The sequence below is a fragment of the Streptomyces sp. NPDC050147 genome (assembly GCF_040660195.1).
Taxonomy (GTDB): Bacteria; Actinomycetota; Actinomycetes; order Streptomycetales; family Streptomycetaceae; genus Streptomyces.
Map to the genome: position 1 here is coordinate 201397 of NZ_JBFALJ010000007.1, position 14237 is coordinate 215633.

A 14237-nucleotide genomic window follows, 5' to 3' on the forward strand; every position below is an offset into this window, starting at 1 on the left:
GGTGTCAGTGCCCTGGTGTCCGTGAGCGGTGGGCCGCGACGCCGGTGAGGCCGGGTTCGATCTCCGGCTGCAGGACGAGTGCGTCGTCGTAATCGCCGCGGTGCTCGTGGCGGTAGGGGAGCGGCTCGGTGACCGGCAGTGCGCGGAGCCGCTCGCGCAGTTCGGCCGCGCGGTCGCCGTAGCCGGCTTCGTCGAGGCGGTCCGCTCCGTAGACGACGTACGGCGGAAGCGCGTCCATCCCCGTGTACCAGAAGGTGCCGTGCAGCACGGGGAACAGCACCTCGTCCAGCTGCCCGTGGATCCCGCGCGGCCCGAAGCCCGACTCCCGTGCGCCGACCGTGGTGATGACCATGGCGCGCTTGCCGACGAGCCCCCCGTCGCCGTAGCGCAGGGTGCGCCCCGCGTGATCCTGGAGCCCGAAGGCGAAGCCCTGTACGAGCACCCGGTCGAACCACCCCTTGAGGATGGCGGGCGGCCCGAACCACCACAGTGGGAACTGGAACACCAGCGCATCGGCCCAGGCGATCTTCTCCTGCTCGGCGGCGATGTCGTCCGTGAGTCCCCCCGCGCCGTAGCCGTGTTCCTGTGCCGCGCCGACCAGCAGCCGGTCGACCGTCTCACGGTGGAAGTCACCGGAGTCCACCACGGGTTTCCAGTCCATCGCGTAGAGATCGGACTGGCGGACCTCGTGCCCGAGGTCGCGCAGTTCCTGTATCCCAGTGTCACGCAAGGAGCCGTTGAGGGATTGCGGTTCGGGATGTGCGAACACCCAGAGAATCTTCATGCCGTCGATCCTCCGCCGCTGCTCGGTGGAGGACGAGTGGCCAGGTGGCCAGGGGGTGAAAGGATCTGGCCACCGCTTGATCGCGGTGCCGCGCCGGCCGCTTCAGCCGGGCGCGCGCGTACTCTCCCGCACCCTGAGTTCGTATCCCGCGGTGAGTCGCGTGTGCGGGGCCATCGCGCCCGCGTCGATCCTGCGGAGGAGCGCGTCCACGGCCAGTTCCGCGATGCCCCGCTTGTCGGGGGCGACGGTGGTCAGGCTCGGCACGCTGTAGCGGGACTCCTCCACGTCGTCGAAGCCGACGACGGCCAGGTCGTGCGGGACCCGCAGCCCGTTCTCGTGTGCCACCCGCAGCGCGCCGGAGGCCAGCATGTCGTTGAAGCAGAAGACGGCGTCCGGCGGGTCGTCCAGCGTCAGCAGCGCCTGCATCGCGGCGGCTCCCGCGGCGCGGGTGAACGAGCTCGTGTGCGGGGCCAGTCGAGGGTCGTGCGGGACGCCTGCCGCGTGCAGCGCCGTCAGATAACCGTGCATGCGCTGGACCGTCGTCGCGTGGGCGGGGCCCGAGGGCTGCCCGATGACGGCGACGCGGCGCCGGCCGAGGGACAGGAGGTGGTCGGTTGCCTCCCGCGCCGCCGCCGAGTTGTCGATCAGGACGTGATCGGCGGGGATCTCGTACGACCTCTCGCCCAGAAGCACGAGCGGCACGCGGCGTTCGCGGGCGGCCAGGGCCTGCTCGTCGAGGCGGAGCGGGCTGAGCAGGACACCGTCGATGAGCGGATCGCTGAGCCCGGAAGCGATGCGGAGCTCCTCCTGCGCGCTGCCCCCGGTGTCCTCGATGAGCACCGTGCAGCCGCGCTTCTTCGCGGCGGTGATGACCTGCGCGGCCAGTTCGGCGAAGTACGGAGCTACGAGTTCGGGCACGGCGAGGGCGATGATGCCGCTGCGTCCGGTGCGCAAGTGGCGGGCGGAGGCGTTGGGTTGATAGTCCAGGTCGGCGATGGCACGCAGGACGCGCTCGCGGGTCCGGTCGGCGACTCTGGTCTCACCCCGGACGACGTTGGACACCGTCTTGATCGATACCCCGGCGCGCTCCGCGACGTCCTTCAGGCGGGTGCCTGCCACGGTGTTCCTCCCTCCCCCTGACCTCCCCCGACAGCAGCAGCGTACGTCATGGTCCAACGTTGTAACCCGGGGGGAGCGGACACGCGTACCCCGAGTGGGCTGAGTATGTGAACAGGTAATGCGTGCCTAGGTGTTGACGCCGTATTGCCAGCTGAGTACAACGTTGTAAACGCAGTGGCGACCACGAGGTGCGGTTGTCGCGGAGGCGTATTCCAACGTTGTACTCGTATCAGTCTTGTCCGCCTTGCTTGCCTGTCTTGATCCGTCTCACCCGCCTTGTTCGTCTTGTTCGCCGTGGAAGGACGCATGCCCATGCGGGACCGCATACCGACCCTGTCGCCGCCCACCCCGTCCCGCCGTCATGTGCTGCGTGGAGGGGTCGCGCTCGGTGCGGCCGGCGCCGCCGCACTCGCCGTCGGCGGCTGCGGCAGCACCCTCGCGCAGGGGTTCACCGGCGGCGCGCCCTCGCCGTCGCGGCTGAACTTCTGGAATCCGTTCACCGGCGGCGACGGCGAGCGGATGCTCGCGATGCAGGACGTCTACCGGGCCGCGCACCGCTCCACCGAACTGAAATCGGCGACGTTCTTGTGGGGCAACCCGTACTACACGAAGCTCACCCTCGCCACGCTCGGTGACCGGCCGCCGCAGGTCGCGGTCATCCATCTGTCGAAGTTGCCCACGCTCGCCGAGGCCGGCCTGCTCACCGAACTCCGCGCCGAGGATCTGGCCCGGCACGGTCTGACCGAGGACAAGTTCGACGCACGGCCATGGCGAAAATCCCGGTTCGACGGTGCACCGCACGCCGTTCCGCTCGACACGCACCCTTTTGTGCTCTTCTTCCGCACGGACATCGCGAAGAAGGCCGGACTGCTCGACGGGCAGGGCCAGTTGGCGGACGTGGACGGGCCCGACGCGTTCATCGACGCGCTGCGCGCGGCCAAGGAGGTCACCGGTGCCTGGGGCGGTTCGGTCGCGTCGGTGAAGGAGGCCTCGATGCAGTTCCGGCTGTTCTGGTCGCTGTACCGGCAGCTCGGCGGCGGGGATCTCGTCGCCGAGCAGGGCAAGCGGGTGGTCATCGACACGGCTGCCGCGGCCGAGGCGCTCTCGTACATCCGCCGTCTCAGCCAGGAGAAGGTGATCCCCGCCAACACCGACGGGAAAGGCGCCATCACGCTGCTGACCACCGGAAAAGCCGGATTCCTGATGGACGGCGTCTGGCAGGTCCTCGCGGTCCAGTCGGCGAAGGTGACATTCGACATGCGGCCCCTGCCGCGCATCTTCAAGGACGCGCCCTACGCCTGCGCCGCCGATTCGCACGCCCTGGTGCTGCCCAAGGCGCCCACCGCTTCCGCCCAGCGCCTCGATCTCTCCCTGGGGTTCGTCGCGTCGATGCTGCACTCCAGCAAGTTGTGGTCCCAGGGCGGCCATGTGCCTGCCTGGCTGCCGACACAGCGTTCACGCGCGTACAAGGAACTGGTGCCGCAATCGCACTACGCCACGGCCGCCGACGGCGCGGTCTACGACCCGGCCGCCTGGTACGGCGGCGCGGGCAGCACCCTGCAGAACGTGGTGGGCGACGCCGTGACCTCCGTCTTCACCGGTGACACCAGCCCGACGGCGGGCGCCGCGCGGATGCGCCGCGAGCTGCGCGACCTGGCGTCGCGACCCGCTCCCGTGTGACACGCGCCGCCCACGACCGCCGCTCGACCCCCCTTGTTCCACCCTCCCTCGGATCCCGTACGCCTTGACCGAAAGGCCGAACCGTGGCCACGACAACCGCTCCCACCCCGACGTCCAGCAGAGGCGACCGCTGGGCAGGACCGGGGATGCTGCTGCCCTTCGCCCTCTTCTACCTGGTGTTCCTGGTGGGGCCGCTCCTCTACACCGTGGTCGCCGGATTCTTCGAGACCAGCCTGCTCAAGAGCGGCCTCGGTGACTTCGCGGGCCTTTCGAACTACACGGAGGTGCTCGGCGACGCGGAGTTCTGGCGGACTCTGCGCAACACGCTGTGGTTCACGGTCCTGACGACCGTGCCGCTGGTGCTGCTCAGCCTGGCTCTCGCGCTGCTCGCCGACCGGTTCGTGCGCGGGCGCTGGTTCTTCCGGTTCGCCTTCTTCGCGCCGTTCGTGCTGCCCTCCGCGGTCATCTCGCTGCTCTTCATGTTCATCTACGCCGATCAACTGGGCCTGGCCCAGGAAGTGGTGACGTGGTTCGGCGTCGACACCCCGCCGTCCTGGCTCGGCGACCCGGACTGGGCGATGGTCTCCATCGCGGCGGCCACGGTGTGGTGGACCATCGGCTTCAATTTCGTGCTCTACCTGGCCGGTCTGCAGGATGTGCCGCGCGAGGTCCACGAGGCAGCCGCCATCGACGGGGCCGGACCCTGGCAGCGCATCCGGCACGTGGTCGTGCCGATGCTGGGCCGTACGACGACGCTGGTGACGGTGTTGCAGGTCATCGCCTCGCTGAAGGTCTTCGACCAGATCTACATGATGACCAACGGCGGCCCCGACGGCAGCACCCGCCCCTCGCTCCAGCTCATCTACGACACCGGGTTCGTCGAGGGCCGCGTGGGCTACGCCTCGACCGTGTCGCTGCTGCTGTTCCTGGTGATCCTGTTCGTCTCCCTCGTCTGGTTCGCCCTCGTACGCCGCGCCGAGAAGGAGAACTGACCATGACCGCGATCGCCACGCGCCCCGAGACACAACAGCGCGGTGCCACCACGCCCCCGGCCCGCCGCCGGGATTCGGAGCGCCTCTTCAATCGGGTGGCGCTCGGCACGCTCATCGCCCTCGCGCTCCTGTGGCTGGTGCCGCTGGCGTGGGCGCTCGCCACGTCGGTGCGGCCCGCGCAGGAGGTCGTCACCCATCCGACCGGGTGGTTCACCGCGCATCCGACCCTGGACGCGTACGGGGAGATCTTCGACGCGGGCAAGCTGCCCTACTGGTACGCCAACAGCTTCATCACCTCGATCCTCACCACGGTCCTCACCGTGATCATGGCGTCCCTGGCCGCCTTCGCCCTGTCACAGACCCGCTTCCGGCTGCGCCGGGCCGCGTTCGTGATGCTGCTCGCCGGGATCATGATCCCGGGCCAGGTCCTGATGATCCCGCAGTTCCTCGCGCTTCAGTCGGCGGGGCTCCTGAACACCTACTGGGGTGTCGTACTGCCACAAGTGCCCAACGTGGTGGCCGTGTTCGTCTTCAAGCAGTTCTTCGACGGCATCCCGCGGGAGCTGATCGACGCGGCACGCGCGGACGGCGCGGGCTGGCTGCGCACGTACTGGCAGATCGTGATGCCGGTCTCCCGCCCGGCCGTCTCCGCCGTCACGATCTTCGTGTTCGTCGGCGTCTGGAACAACTTCCTGTGGCCGCTGCTCGTGGTGACCGACCCCGAGATGATGACGCTGCCCGTCGGACTCACCTCCGTCCAGGACGTGTTCGGCGTTCCCTACGCCCAGCTCATGGCGTCCGCCGTGCTCGGCGCGATCCCACTGCTCGCCGTCTTCGCGCTGTTCCAGCGCCGCATCGTCGAGGGCATCGCAGGCACCGGCCTCAAATAGCCACTCCTCGCCGAACCCCACCTTCACCCCGTCCCGTCCCGCGTCAAGCAAAGAGTCCGCACCACAGAGAGGCACCAGAACATGCCGCACACCGCACGGTTCGTCATCGACCCGGAGTTCAGCGTCGGAGACGTCGACCCGCGCCTGTACGGAACTTTCGTCGAGCACATGGGACGCTGCGTCTACACCGGCATCCACGACCCCGGACACCCCACCGCGGACGCCGACGGTTTCCGCGGCGACGTCGCCGAGCTGGTCCGCGAACTGGGCACCGGCCTCGTGCGCTACCCCGGTGGCAACTTCGTCTCCGGCTACCACTGGGAGGACGGCGTCGGCCCGGTCGCCGACCGCCCGCGCCGTCTCGACCTGGCCTGGCGCTCCATCGAGACCAACCGCGTCGGCACCAACGAATTCCTCGGCTGGGCACGGCAGTTGAGCCTTGACCCGATGATGGCTGTGAACCTCGGGACGCGCGGTATCGACGCCGCCCGCGCGCTGGTCGAGTACTGCAACCACCCGGGCGGCACCGCCTGGTCGGACCTGCGCGTCAAGCACGGAGTCAGCGAGCCGCACGGCGTGAAGCTGTGGTGCCTGGGCAACGAGATGGACGGTCCGTGGCAGACGGGCCACAAGTCGGCCACCGAGTACGGGCGGCTCGCGGCCGAGGCCGGCAAGGCGATGCGCCAGGTCGACCCGTCCATCGAACTCGTCGCGTGCGGCAGCTCCAACTCGCGGATGCCCACCTTCGGCACCTGGGAGCGCGAGGTCCTCGAGCAGACGTACGACGAGGTCGACTACCTCTCCCTGCACGCCTACTACGAGGAGTTCGACGGCGACCGCGCCAGCTTCCTCGCCTCGGGCGCGCACATGGACCAGTACATCCGCGACGTGGTGTCGACCGCCGACCACGTGCGGGCGGTGCGGGGCGCCAAGAAGCACATCAAGCTGTCCTTCGACGAGTGGAACGTCTGGTACGCCGCCCGCTTCCCCGGCGAGCGCAACCTTCAGACGGCCGAGACACCCCGCCTCATCGAGGACACCTACAGCGTGACCGACGCCGCCGTGGTCGGCTCGCTGCTCATCACGCTGCTGCGCAACGCCGACCGGGTGGCCGTGGCCTGCCTGGCCCAGCTGGTCAACGTCATCGCGCCCATCCGGACCGAGCCGGGCGGCGCCAGCTGGCGCCAGACCATCTTCCACCCCTTCGCCCAGGCGGCCCGGTTCGCCACCGGACGCGTACTGCGCACCGACGTCACCGGGCCCCGCATCGACACCTCTCAGTACGGGGACGTCTGTGCCCTCGACACCGTGGTGACGCACGACGAGGAGACCGGCGCGCTCACCGTCCTCGCCGTCAACCGTGACCAGGAGAACGTGCTGCTGCTTCAGGCCGCGCTGCGCGGTGAAGCCGCCGGGTACCGCGTCGTGGAGCACCTGGTCCTGGCCGACCAGGACCCTGACGCGGTCAACACCGAGGCGGAGCCGGACCGAGTGGTGCCGCGCCGCGCGTCCGGAACGCACATCACCGCCGAGGGCGCGCTGACGGCGGAACTTCCGCCGATTTCCTGGAACGTCATTCGGCTCGCACCTCGACAGAAGTGACCCAACGCCCGGTTCACCGCTTGCCCCCATCAGCCGCAGAGTCAGGAGAGGCCCATGTCAGCGCACGACCCCGCACGACCACGTCTCCTCCGTCCCACTGTTCTGTTCCCCCTGCTGCTCGCACTCGTGGCGGCGCTGCTCGTCACGCAGTCCGGTACTCCTGCCGATGCCGCGACCGGCACCTTGCTGCGCGATGGCACCGGCCTGTACCCACGCGCCGTCAGACTCGCCCACAACGGCGACGCCAACGGCCGGGTCCTGGCCTCCGTGGTGACGTTCTCCGGGAACGACGGGCTCGGTGCCATCCATGAGAGCACGGACGGGGGCGCGTCGTTCCGCGAGGTCGGCACGGTGCGCGACCCGGAGGCCGCCGGCGGGCAGGGGTTGTGCTGCTCGACGCTGTACGAACTCCCGCGGCGCATCGGCAAACTGCCCGCCGGGACGCTGTTGTGGGCGGCCTCGGTCGGGCAGGACGAGCCCGGCCGGCGGATGGCTCTGCGGGTCTTCAAGAGCACGGATGTGGGCCGCAGTTGGAATTACCTCTCCACGATCGCCACGGCGTCGAACGACAAGGGGCTGTGGGAGCCGGAGTTCTCCGTCGACGCCTCCGGGCAGCTCGTGGCGCACTACTCCGACGAGACCGACGCCGGGCACAGCCAGAAGCTGGTGGCCGCCCGCACCGCGAACGGGGTGACCTGGACGGGCCACCACGACACCGTCGCCAGCACCCTGGCCTCGGACCGGCCCGGCATGGCGGTGGTGCGCAAGATGGGCGACGGGACCTACTTCATGTCGTTCGAGATCTGCGCCGCCGCGGGCCAGTTCCAGTGCGTGGTGCACTACCGGACGTCGTCCGACGGCTGGGACTGGGGCTCTCCCACCTACCTGGGTATCCGCCCGGAGACCGCCGACGGCACATACTTCAAGCACGCGCCGAACCTGGCGTGGGCGCCTCAGGCGGGCAACCCGAAGGGCAGGCTCTTCCTCGTCGGTCAGGTCATGTACAACCGCGACGGCAGCAAGGCGGCCACAAGCGGACGCACCGTCTGGGTCAACAATGCCGGCGGCTCGGGAAGTTGGCGGGAGATCCCCGCGCCGGTGGCCGTCGAGTCGACGACCGTCGACTACTGCCCCAACTACAGCTCAAGCCTGCTGCCGTCGGCCGACGGCAACAGGCTCCTCGAAATAGCCACGGACTGGTCCGGCTCGGTCTGCAAGCCCTACTACGCCACGGGGGCCGTGCCCGCCGCCTGAGCGCGCGGGTGCCCCGCGTGTCCGCGATGAGAGCATCGCGGACACGCGGGGCACCCGTCTGTCACGGCCGTCTGTCACGGCGTCACCGCGTTGCCCCCGAAGGTCACGACGAGGCGCCCGTCCGCAGCGAAGGACCACTTCAACGTCCCCGAGTACGACGAGCAGCGGGACCCGTTCGTACCGGACCAGAACTGGTTCGAGCTGTCGGAGTTGCCGATGATCTTGTCGTTCGTCCCACTGCTGCTGCGGCAGGAGGTGTTGCTCCGGAACACCGAAGTGCCGCCGTCGAAGGAGTAGTTGCGCTCTTCGTTGTCGATGCTGACGTTGTCCGACACCGTCATCGACCCGAGGTTCCTGTTGTACGTGAACCCGTGCTTGCCGTTGTTGTGGGCGATGTTGCGCCGGATGACGTGGTTGACCCCGATGTCCTCGCCACCGAGCTTGTAGCCGTTGCGGTCACCGTTCCCGGCCTGGGAGCCGTCGCTGAGGGTGCCGTTGCCGTGGGCGAGCGAGTCCTCGATGGTCACCGCGCCGATGGGGCCCGTGTCCGACTTGGTGTAGAGGTCCCACCCGTCGTCGATGTTGTGGTGGGCCACGGCGTAGCGGAAGACGTTCCCGGGCCCGGAGGTGAGCTTCGCGGCGAAACCGTCGGCGTCCTCGCCGTCGGAGTCGGCGTTGTCGTGCGACTCCGCGCTCAGGATGAGGTTGTTGGACGGCCACTGGCTGCTGGGGGTGCTGGACAGCATGCGTGAGAGCTGCAGACCGGTGTCCCGGTTGTAGCGGGTCACGGTGCGCTCGAAGATGTTGTTGCTGCCGCCGACGAAGATGCCGTTGTCACCGGCCCGCTCGACGACAATGCCCTTGACGTGCCAGTACGACCCGTTGACGGCGAGCCCGCGGTTCGACGTGCTCTCGCTCTGGGCCGAGAAGTTCAGGACCGGCGTCTCGCCCGGGTAGGCGGACAGCTCGGTTCGGTCGCTCGCGGTGCCGTTGTTGCCCTGGGGGATGGTGACCGTCTGCGCGTGGCGGTACGTCCCGCCGCGCAGGTAGATCGTTCCGCCCGGGGTGATGCGCGTGATCGCCGAGGTGAGCGTGGTCGGATCGGATTGCGTACCGGTCGCGCCGTCGGTTCCGTTCGGAGCCACGTACAGCGCGGAGGCCGAAGGCGGCGGTGTGGTGTCGTCGCCCGCATCGGCGTCGAGGTAGTCGATGTTGGGCAGTCCGGCGGAGGCGGTGGGGTTGAGCCGGACGGTGTTGCTGCCGGCCCTCACCGGCACCGTGAGTGTCTTCGTCGCCCACGTGCCCCACGTGCCGGTGGACTCGAACGACGCCGAGGCGGCCGTCGAGCCGTTCACCGTGATGTCCGCGGGTCGTGCGGCGGTGGTTCCGTTGGCGAAGCGGACCTTGAGCGTCGCGGTGCCTGCGGCCGGAGCGTTCACGGTGAACTGCACATAGGCGCCTGCCGCGTTGGTGCCGTTGCAGAACCCGCTGCCGGAGTAGCCGGCCCAGTCGGAGTCGACGGTGCCGGTGCAGACCGCGGGGGAGTTCTCGGCCTCGTGGAGGACGGGTGCGGCTTGTGCGGCGTTGCCGGACAGCGCGACGACCGTGCCGGCGAGTAAGCCGACGCACGCGGTGATGGATCTTGTTCGCATCAAGGGTCTCCAGGGGGGATTGGCGTGTCTGACCGGATCAAGTGAGGTGCGCCGGTTCGGCATGATGAATGGGCTGGACAGCCGGCCCTTGCGTCTGCCGGGGGAAAGCGCTTTCCTGGAAGCTATTGCCATGCTGTGTACGCGTCAATGGACGTGTACATGATCCTTGTTCACGAACTCGAACAGAGGCAGTGCGACGTGCACAGCGATCAGGAAAGCGCGCGGGCGAGGTGAGGCGAGGCGAGGCCCGGGTGGACGGGACTGATGTGCGGCCACACGGGGGAGCTCGCAGCGAGCCTTCGCTGCCCGGGGCCCGGCGGCCGTTACCGAGAGATCATGACCTACGACCCACTCGACGAGATGTTCCGGCGGATCGATCTGACGCAGGCCATGGAAGAGCGATTCGGCGTCAGCCGAGACTGGCCGCTGCGCCTGCGTGTCGCTCACGCCCAGCTCGAGCAATTGCGTCGGCTGCTGGGCGACACCGATTACGGGACGTTCACGCAGAGCGCCGTCGAAGCCGTCCGACGTCGCTCGGAGAGCCAAGGTCCGAAGGGCCCGCACGGCCACTACCTCGGTCGCGTACTCCACGAGCGGGAACAGACGCTCGGTGAGGACGCCGCGGCCGTCGCGTGGGGGATCGCGTACGGGCTCACCGTCCTGCTCGACGACGAGCTGTACGAGAAGGTCATCGCGACCGCGGCGGCGGCGTGCCGGACGGACGCCGCCAGCCTGACCGAGAGCGGTGCTTGATGAGTGCGGCGCTCCCGCTCGTCCGGGTGGGGAGGACCGGGCTGGTCGACGTCAGCCGGGATCACGCTTGAGGAGCCCCCACGGGGGACCGCCGGACGTTCGCCTGACAGGGACGCGCGGCGTGGCCGGACAATGAACACATGACCAAGCCCGCACCCGCGCCGAACGCAGAGCAGCCCCAAGCTTTCGTCCCACCCCCCGGGCCCAGCCCCAGCCCCAGCGCCTGCCACTGCCCGTGCGACGCTCACCCCGAGTTCCCCGGAACGTGCAGCGGTCACGCCGAACCAGGCTTCACCGGTGTCCTCGACGCGCCCACCGGCGGCTCACGGCACGTACCGATGTGCCGCAACTGCCATGACATCCGCATGGGCCTGGCCCCCCAACGCGACTCCTCCCTGGAAGCAGTCACCGACACCTGCACCTGCCACTGCCAGGCCAACCACCCCGATCGCCCCGGCATCTGTGCAGCGGCGTCGGAGGACGGGGTGCTGATCGAGGGTGGCCCCGCCTGCCTCGCGTGCGAGGAAGCCGGTCATGGACGGAACGCTCGATGACCGGCGGCTCATGGACGGAACGCACCGAAGAACCGGCGGCCGGCAGAAGCGGACGTGGAGGGAGGGAGCACTCAGGGCAAGTGCTCCCTCCCTCCCTCCGCCGTCAGTTGCCCTCGTACGGGGCGGCCTGAGGGGCGTCAGTGGCTCGGGCCCTGCTTCCGGTCACGCCAGTTCTCGCCCTTCGCGCCGCGCTCGCCCTTGGCGTCGTCGAACTCGATCTGCTCCTTGCGCACCGTGTCGGAGACCTCCTGGGTCTCGGTGACCTTCTCGGTCTCCAGGCGGACGCGCTCGACCGGCACGGATTCCTTGCTGACCACCGCCTTCTCGGCGTGCAGGGTCACCTCGGTCTGCTCCTCGCCGATGTTGGCGCGCGAGCGGTCGCCCTCGCGGATGGGCTCGCGTACGACGCGAACCTCCTCGTGGGAGATGGGGACGGAGGTCTTCACGTCTTCGCTGACGACCACCTTGCGCAGTCGGGCGTGCCCGACCTCTTGCTCTTCCGTCCCGACGCGAAGACGCTCCTCCGAGCGGATCATCTCGTCCGTCTTGCCCTCGTCGCCCGCGCCGGAGCGCATCGCGAACTCACGGGCGCCCGCGTTGCGTCCACGGCCCTCGCCCATGCCGGCACCCGTGCCGGCCCCTGCTCCGGCCATGCCCGCGGCACCGGCACGGCCACCTGCCGCCGGAGCGGAGCGCGGCGTGCCACTGGGCCGGGTGAGTCCGTAGTGGGTGTAGAGGTCCTGCTCCTGGCCCGGTTCGAGGTGCTGGTCGGCGTCCACGCGCGGAGCCTCCTTGACGGCCTCCTTGGTGGCCGTCACGTGCAGCTCGTCCTGCTGGCGGCGGGCTCCTGCGAGCGGCACGAAGCTCTGCTTCATGCCGAAGAGACCGGTCTTGACGGTCACCCACTCGGGACGCCCAGTTCGGTCGTCGAGATACACCTGCTCGACGCTGCCGATCTTCTCGCCGGTCCGGTCGTAGGCCGTAAGGCCCGCGAGCCCGTCGGCGCTGGTGAAGGCCTCGCCCTGAGTCATGGGTGATCACTCCCTCGCAGCGCGCGACGGGCAGAATCGAATCTCGCCAACGGACGTCGCACGCGTCCCTTCCATCCCGCTCCGGACGGGTGGGTGACGCAACCAGGAGAGTCACTGAGCGTGCGCGGAGAGATCGGCTGAGGCCCTTCGGCGGGCTGTTTCAGGCGATCGGGAGGATTTGGCCCCCGTCTCCTTCGTTAGCCCATTCGGGTGACCTCGGAATGGGCCCGCTTGGAAGGCTCCGCGCCGCAGGGGCGCGGCCCGGATCGTGGCGGTGGGGTTGCAGTGGCGGTGGGGTTGTCAGGGCAGGGCCGCCCGTACCAGGACCTGTTCCGTCTCGGACGGGAAGAAGCCGGTGATGCCCTGCATCAGGCGCAGTGCGGTGGTCACGCGCCGGGGCAGGGGCCGCGGAAGCCCCGCGGGAGTGGCCAGGTCCGCCACGCACGGCTGGGTCCGGGCCCGGTCCAGTTCGTGCTGGGCGCGCTGATCCTCACCGTTGCGGATGTGGACGAGAGCGCGCCGGACACTGCCCGAAGCTTGTTCCGAGACGCTCAGGAGCGCGGTGATGCCGACCGTGGAGACACCGGACTCGGTGACGGCGGACGCGGTGACACCGGGCGCGGTGGGCTGGGCGGACGGCCGGGGCACGGCGGTCGCGGCGCCGGTGAAGGTGCCCTCACCGGCGAGGGTGCACTCGCGGGCGGCCAGCCGGAGGTGCGTGCTTGCCTGGTCCAGGATTTTGACGATCGCGCACAACCGTCCCGTGTCGAACGAGGCCATGGGATGACTCCTCTTCGATGCCGCGTGGGGAAGCACGCACACGAGTAGTTCGTCCTTCAGACGTATCACCGGTGCGTGCCCTGTCCGAACCCCCGCGGGGGGAGCGCACGCGGCGCGCAGGGAAGAATGAACGCGGGCGCGCCGCCTCGGTTTTCCGCCCGGGGGCGCACGACTCGGGCCGCCCTGGCCGCTCCTCCCCGAGCCCCGTTCAACGACCCCGTCGACCGACCCCGTCCAGCGGCCTGCGGTGCTGATCAAGTGCCGCCGCACGGGGTCACGGAGCTCCCACGGAAGTGGTACGAGATCGGGGATGGGCGGGCAACTACGGGACATTGGAGGGCAGTTGCTGTGTCCGGCGGGCGGGCGCCCGGACGGCGTCGTCCAGAGGCGGGGGATCGGGTTGACCAGCGCAGCACAGGAGCCGGCTGACCGGCTCCTGCCGGGCCGGTGGACGTGGACGTGGCCGTGGATGCCATCGGAAGGCTGGTACGGGACGGTGTCCCCGTCGGGACCGCTTTCGTGGTCACCGCCGACGGTCTCGCCGCCACGGCCGCGCACGTCATCTCTCCGCAGGCGGAAGCGGACTGGGCGTTCGTGCCACTCTCCCTGCCGGGCCGGTCGATGCAGGTCGAGATGTCCTCGCTCGTCGACAAGGCTTCCGACGCGGCGCTCGTACGGATCGGCGGGGGTGTCGACTGGCAGCCGATGGCGCTCGCCCGCATGGGAGTGCGACGTCGGGCGCCCCTGTCCACCTCCGGAGTCGTACGCGCGCAATCGCGCGACTACGATTCCGGGGTCGGCAGCTACTGTCGCGACGAGCTGACGACCCCGGTGCTGCCGACCGGACGTCATGACGTGCAGCCGATGGCCGACGACGCGTCACCCATCCACAACCGGCCCAGCGTTCCCCGCCTGATGAGCGACGCGTCCGCCCGTGACGAGATGGCATCGTCCCTCGTCCATGGGCTGAAGCGCGAGGGCCGCCTCACGCGAGGGGCATGGGCGCGTTCGCGGCGCCTGTTCATCCTCGCGGGCACGGCGATCGGCACCGACTACCTGATCACCGTCGTGGGGAGGCAGCTGCCCGGGGGCCTGATGGAGGCCCTGAGGGCGGCGAGACGGGCGGGGCGCGTCGGCCGGTAGATC

At 69.6% G+C, this 14237-nt stretch carries 13 protein-coding genes; 8 read left to right on the top strand and 5 right to left on the bottom strand.

Going from position 1 to position 14237, the window contains the following annotated elements; genetic code table 11:
• Positions 1-4: 4 nt before the first annotated feature.
• Together AB0I94_RS14045 and AB0I94_RS14050 are read right to left on the bottom strand one after the other, a co-directional pair.
• Positions 5-784, bottom strand: a complete 780-nt coding sequence (locus tag AB0I94_RS14045) for an NAD(P)H-dependent oxidoreductase (protein WP_363309777.1) — start codon at positions 782-784, stop codon at positions 5-7.
• A 102-nt stretch (positions 785-886) separates the two neighbouring features.
• Positions 887-1903: a LacI family DNA-binding transcriptional regulator gene (locus AB0I94_RS14050; RefSeq protein ID WP_363309778.1), complete on the bottom strand. Its 1017-nt coding sequence runs from the start codon at positions 1901-1903 to the stop codon at positions 887-889.
• A gap of 312 nt (positions 1904-2215) precedes the next feature.
• On the opposite strand from AB0I94_RS14050, the gene AB0I94_RS14055 reads away from it, so the two are divergent.
• From AB0I94_RS14055 to AB0I94_RS14075, 5 genes are all read left to right on the top strand, one after another.
• Positions 2216-3583, top strand: a complete 1368-nt coding sequence (locus AB0I94_RS14055; protein ID WP_363309779.1) for an extracellular solute-binding protein — start codon at positions 2216-2218, stop codon at positions 3581-3583.
• An 83-nt stretch (positions 3584-3666) separates the two neighbouring features.
• Positions 3667-4575, top strand: coding sequence for a sugar ABC transporter permease (locus AB0I94_RS14060; protein WP_363309780.1), 909 nt, complete (start codon positions 3667-3669; stop codon positions 4573-4575).
• Positions 4576-4577: 2 nt separating this feature from the next.
• Complete coding sequence (locus tag AB0I94_RS14065) at positions 4578-5465, top strand: carbohydrate ABC transporter permease (protein WP_363309782.1); 888 nt, start codon at positions 4578-4580, stop codon at positions 5463-5465.
• An 81-nt stretch (positions 5466-5546) separates the two neighbouring features.
• Positions 5547-7067, top strand: a complete 1521-nt coding sequence (locus AB0I94_RS14070; RefSeq protein WP_363309783.1) for an alpha-N-arabinofuranosidase — start codon at positions 5547-5549, stop codon at positions 7065-7067.
• 54 nt (positions 7068-7121) lie between these two features.
• On the top strand, positions 7122-8321 hold the full coding sequence (locus AB0I94_RS14075) for a sialidase family protein (protein ID WP_363309784.1): 1200 nt from the start codon (positions 7122-7124) through the stop codon (positions 8319-8321).
• Between the two features lie 74 nt (positions 8322-8395).
• Here AB0I94_RS14075 and AB0I94_RS14080 read toward each other — a convergent pair whose 3' ends face one another.
• Positions 8396-9973 (bottom strand): carbohydrate-binding protein, encoded by a 1578-nt coding sequence (locus tag AB0I94_RS14080; protein ID WP_363309785.1) that lies wholly within the window; start codon positions 9971-9973, stop codon positions 8396-8398.
• 336 nt (positions 9974-10309) lie between these two features.
• Between AB0I94_RS14080 and AB0I94_RS14085 the strand changes: the two genes are divergently transcribed.
• The gene (locus AB0I94_RS14085; RefSeq protein WP_363309786.1) at positions 10310-10726 is read left to right on the top strand and encodes a hypothetical protein; all 417 of its coding nucleotides are present in this window, start codon (positions 10310-10312) and stop codon (positions 10724-10726) included.
• A 140-nt stretch (positions 10727-10866) separates the two neighbouring features.
• A complete protein-coding gene (locus AB0I94_RS14090) occupies positions 10867-11280 on the top strand; it encodes a hypothetical protein (protein WP_363309787.1) in 414 nt (137 codons plus the stop codon).
• A gap of 137 nt (positions 11281-11417) precedes the next feature.
• Here the strand turns inward: AB0I94_RS14090 and AB0I94_RS14095 are convergent, their stop codons facing one another.
• Both AB0I94_RS14095 and AB0I94_RS14100 read right to left on the bottom strand, forming a co-directional pair.
• The gene (locus AB0I94_RS14095) at positions 11418-12311 is read right to left on the bottom strand and encodes a PRC and DUF2382 domain-containing protein (protein ID WP_363309788.1); all 894 of its coding nucleotides are present in this window, start codon (positions 12309-12311) and stop codon (positions 11418-11420) included.
• Positions 12312-12611: 300 nt separating this feature from the next.
• On the bottom strand, positions 12612-13091 hold the full coding sequence (locus AB0I94_RS14100) for a hypothetical protein (protein ID WP_363309789.1): 480 nt from the start codon (positions 13089-13091) through the stop codon (positions 12612-12614).
• Between the two features lie 465 nt (positions 13092-13556).
• On the opposite strand from AB0I94_RS14100, the gene AB0I94_RS14105 reads away from it, so the two are divergent.
• Positions 13557-14234 (top strand): trypsin-like peptidase domain-containing protein, encoded by a 678-nt coding sequence (locus tag AB0I94_RS14105; RefSeq protein ID WP_363309790.1) that lies wholly within the window; start codon positions 13557-13559, stop codon positions 14232-14234.
• Positions 14235-14237: the final 3 nt, after the last annotated feature.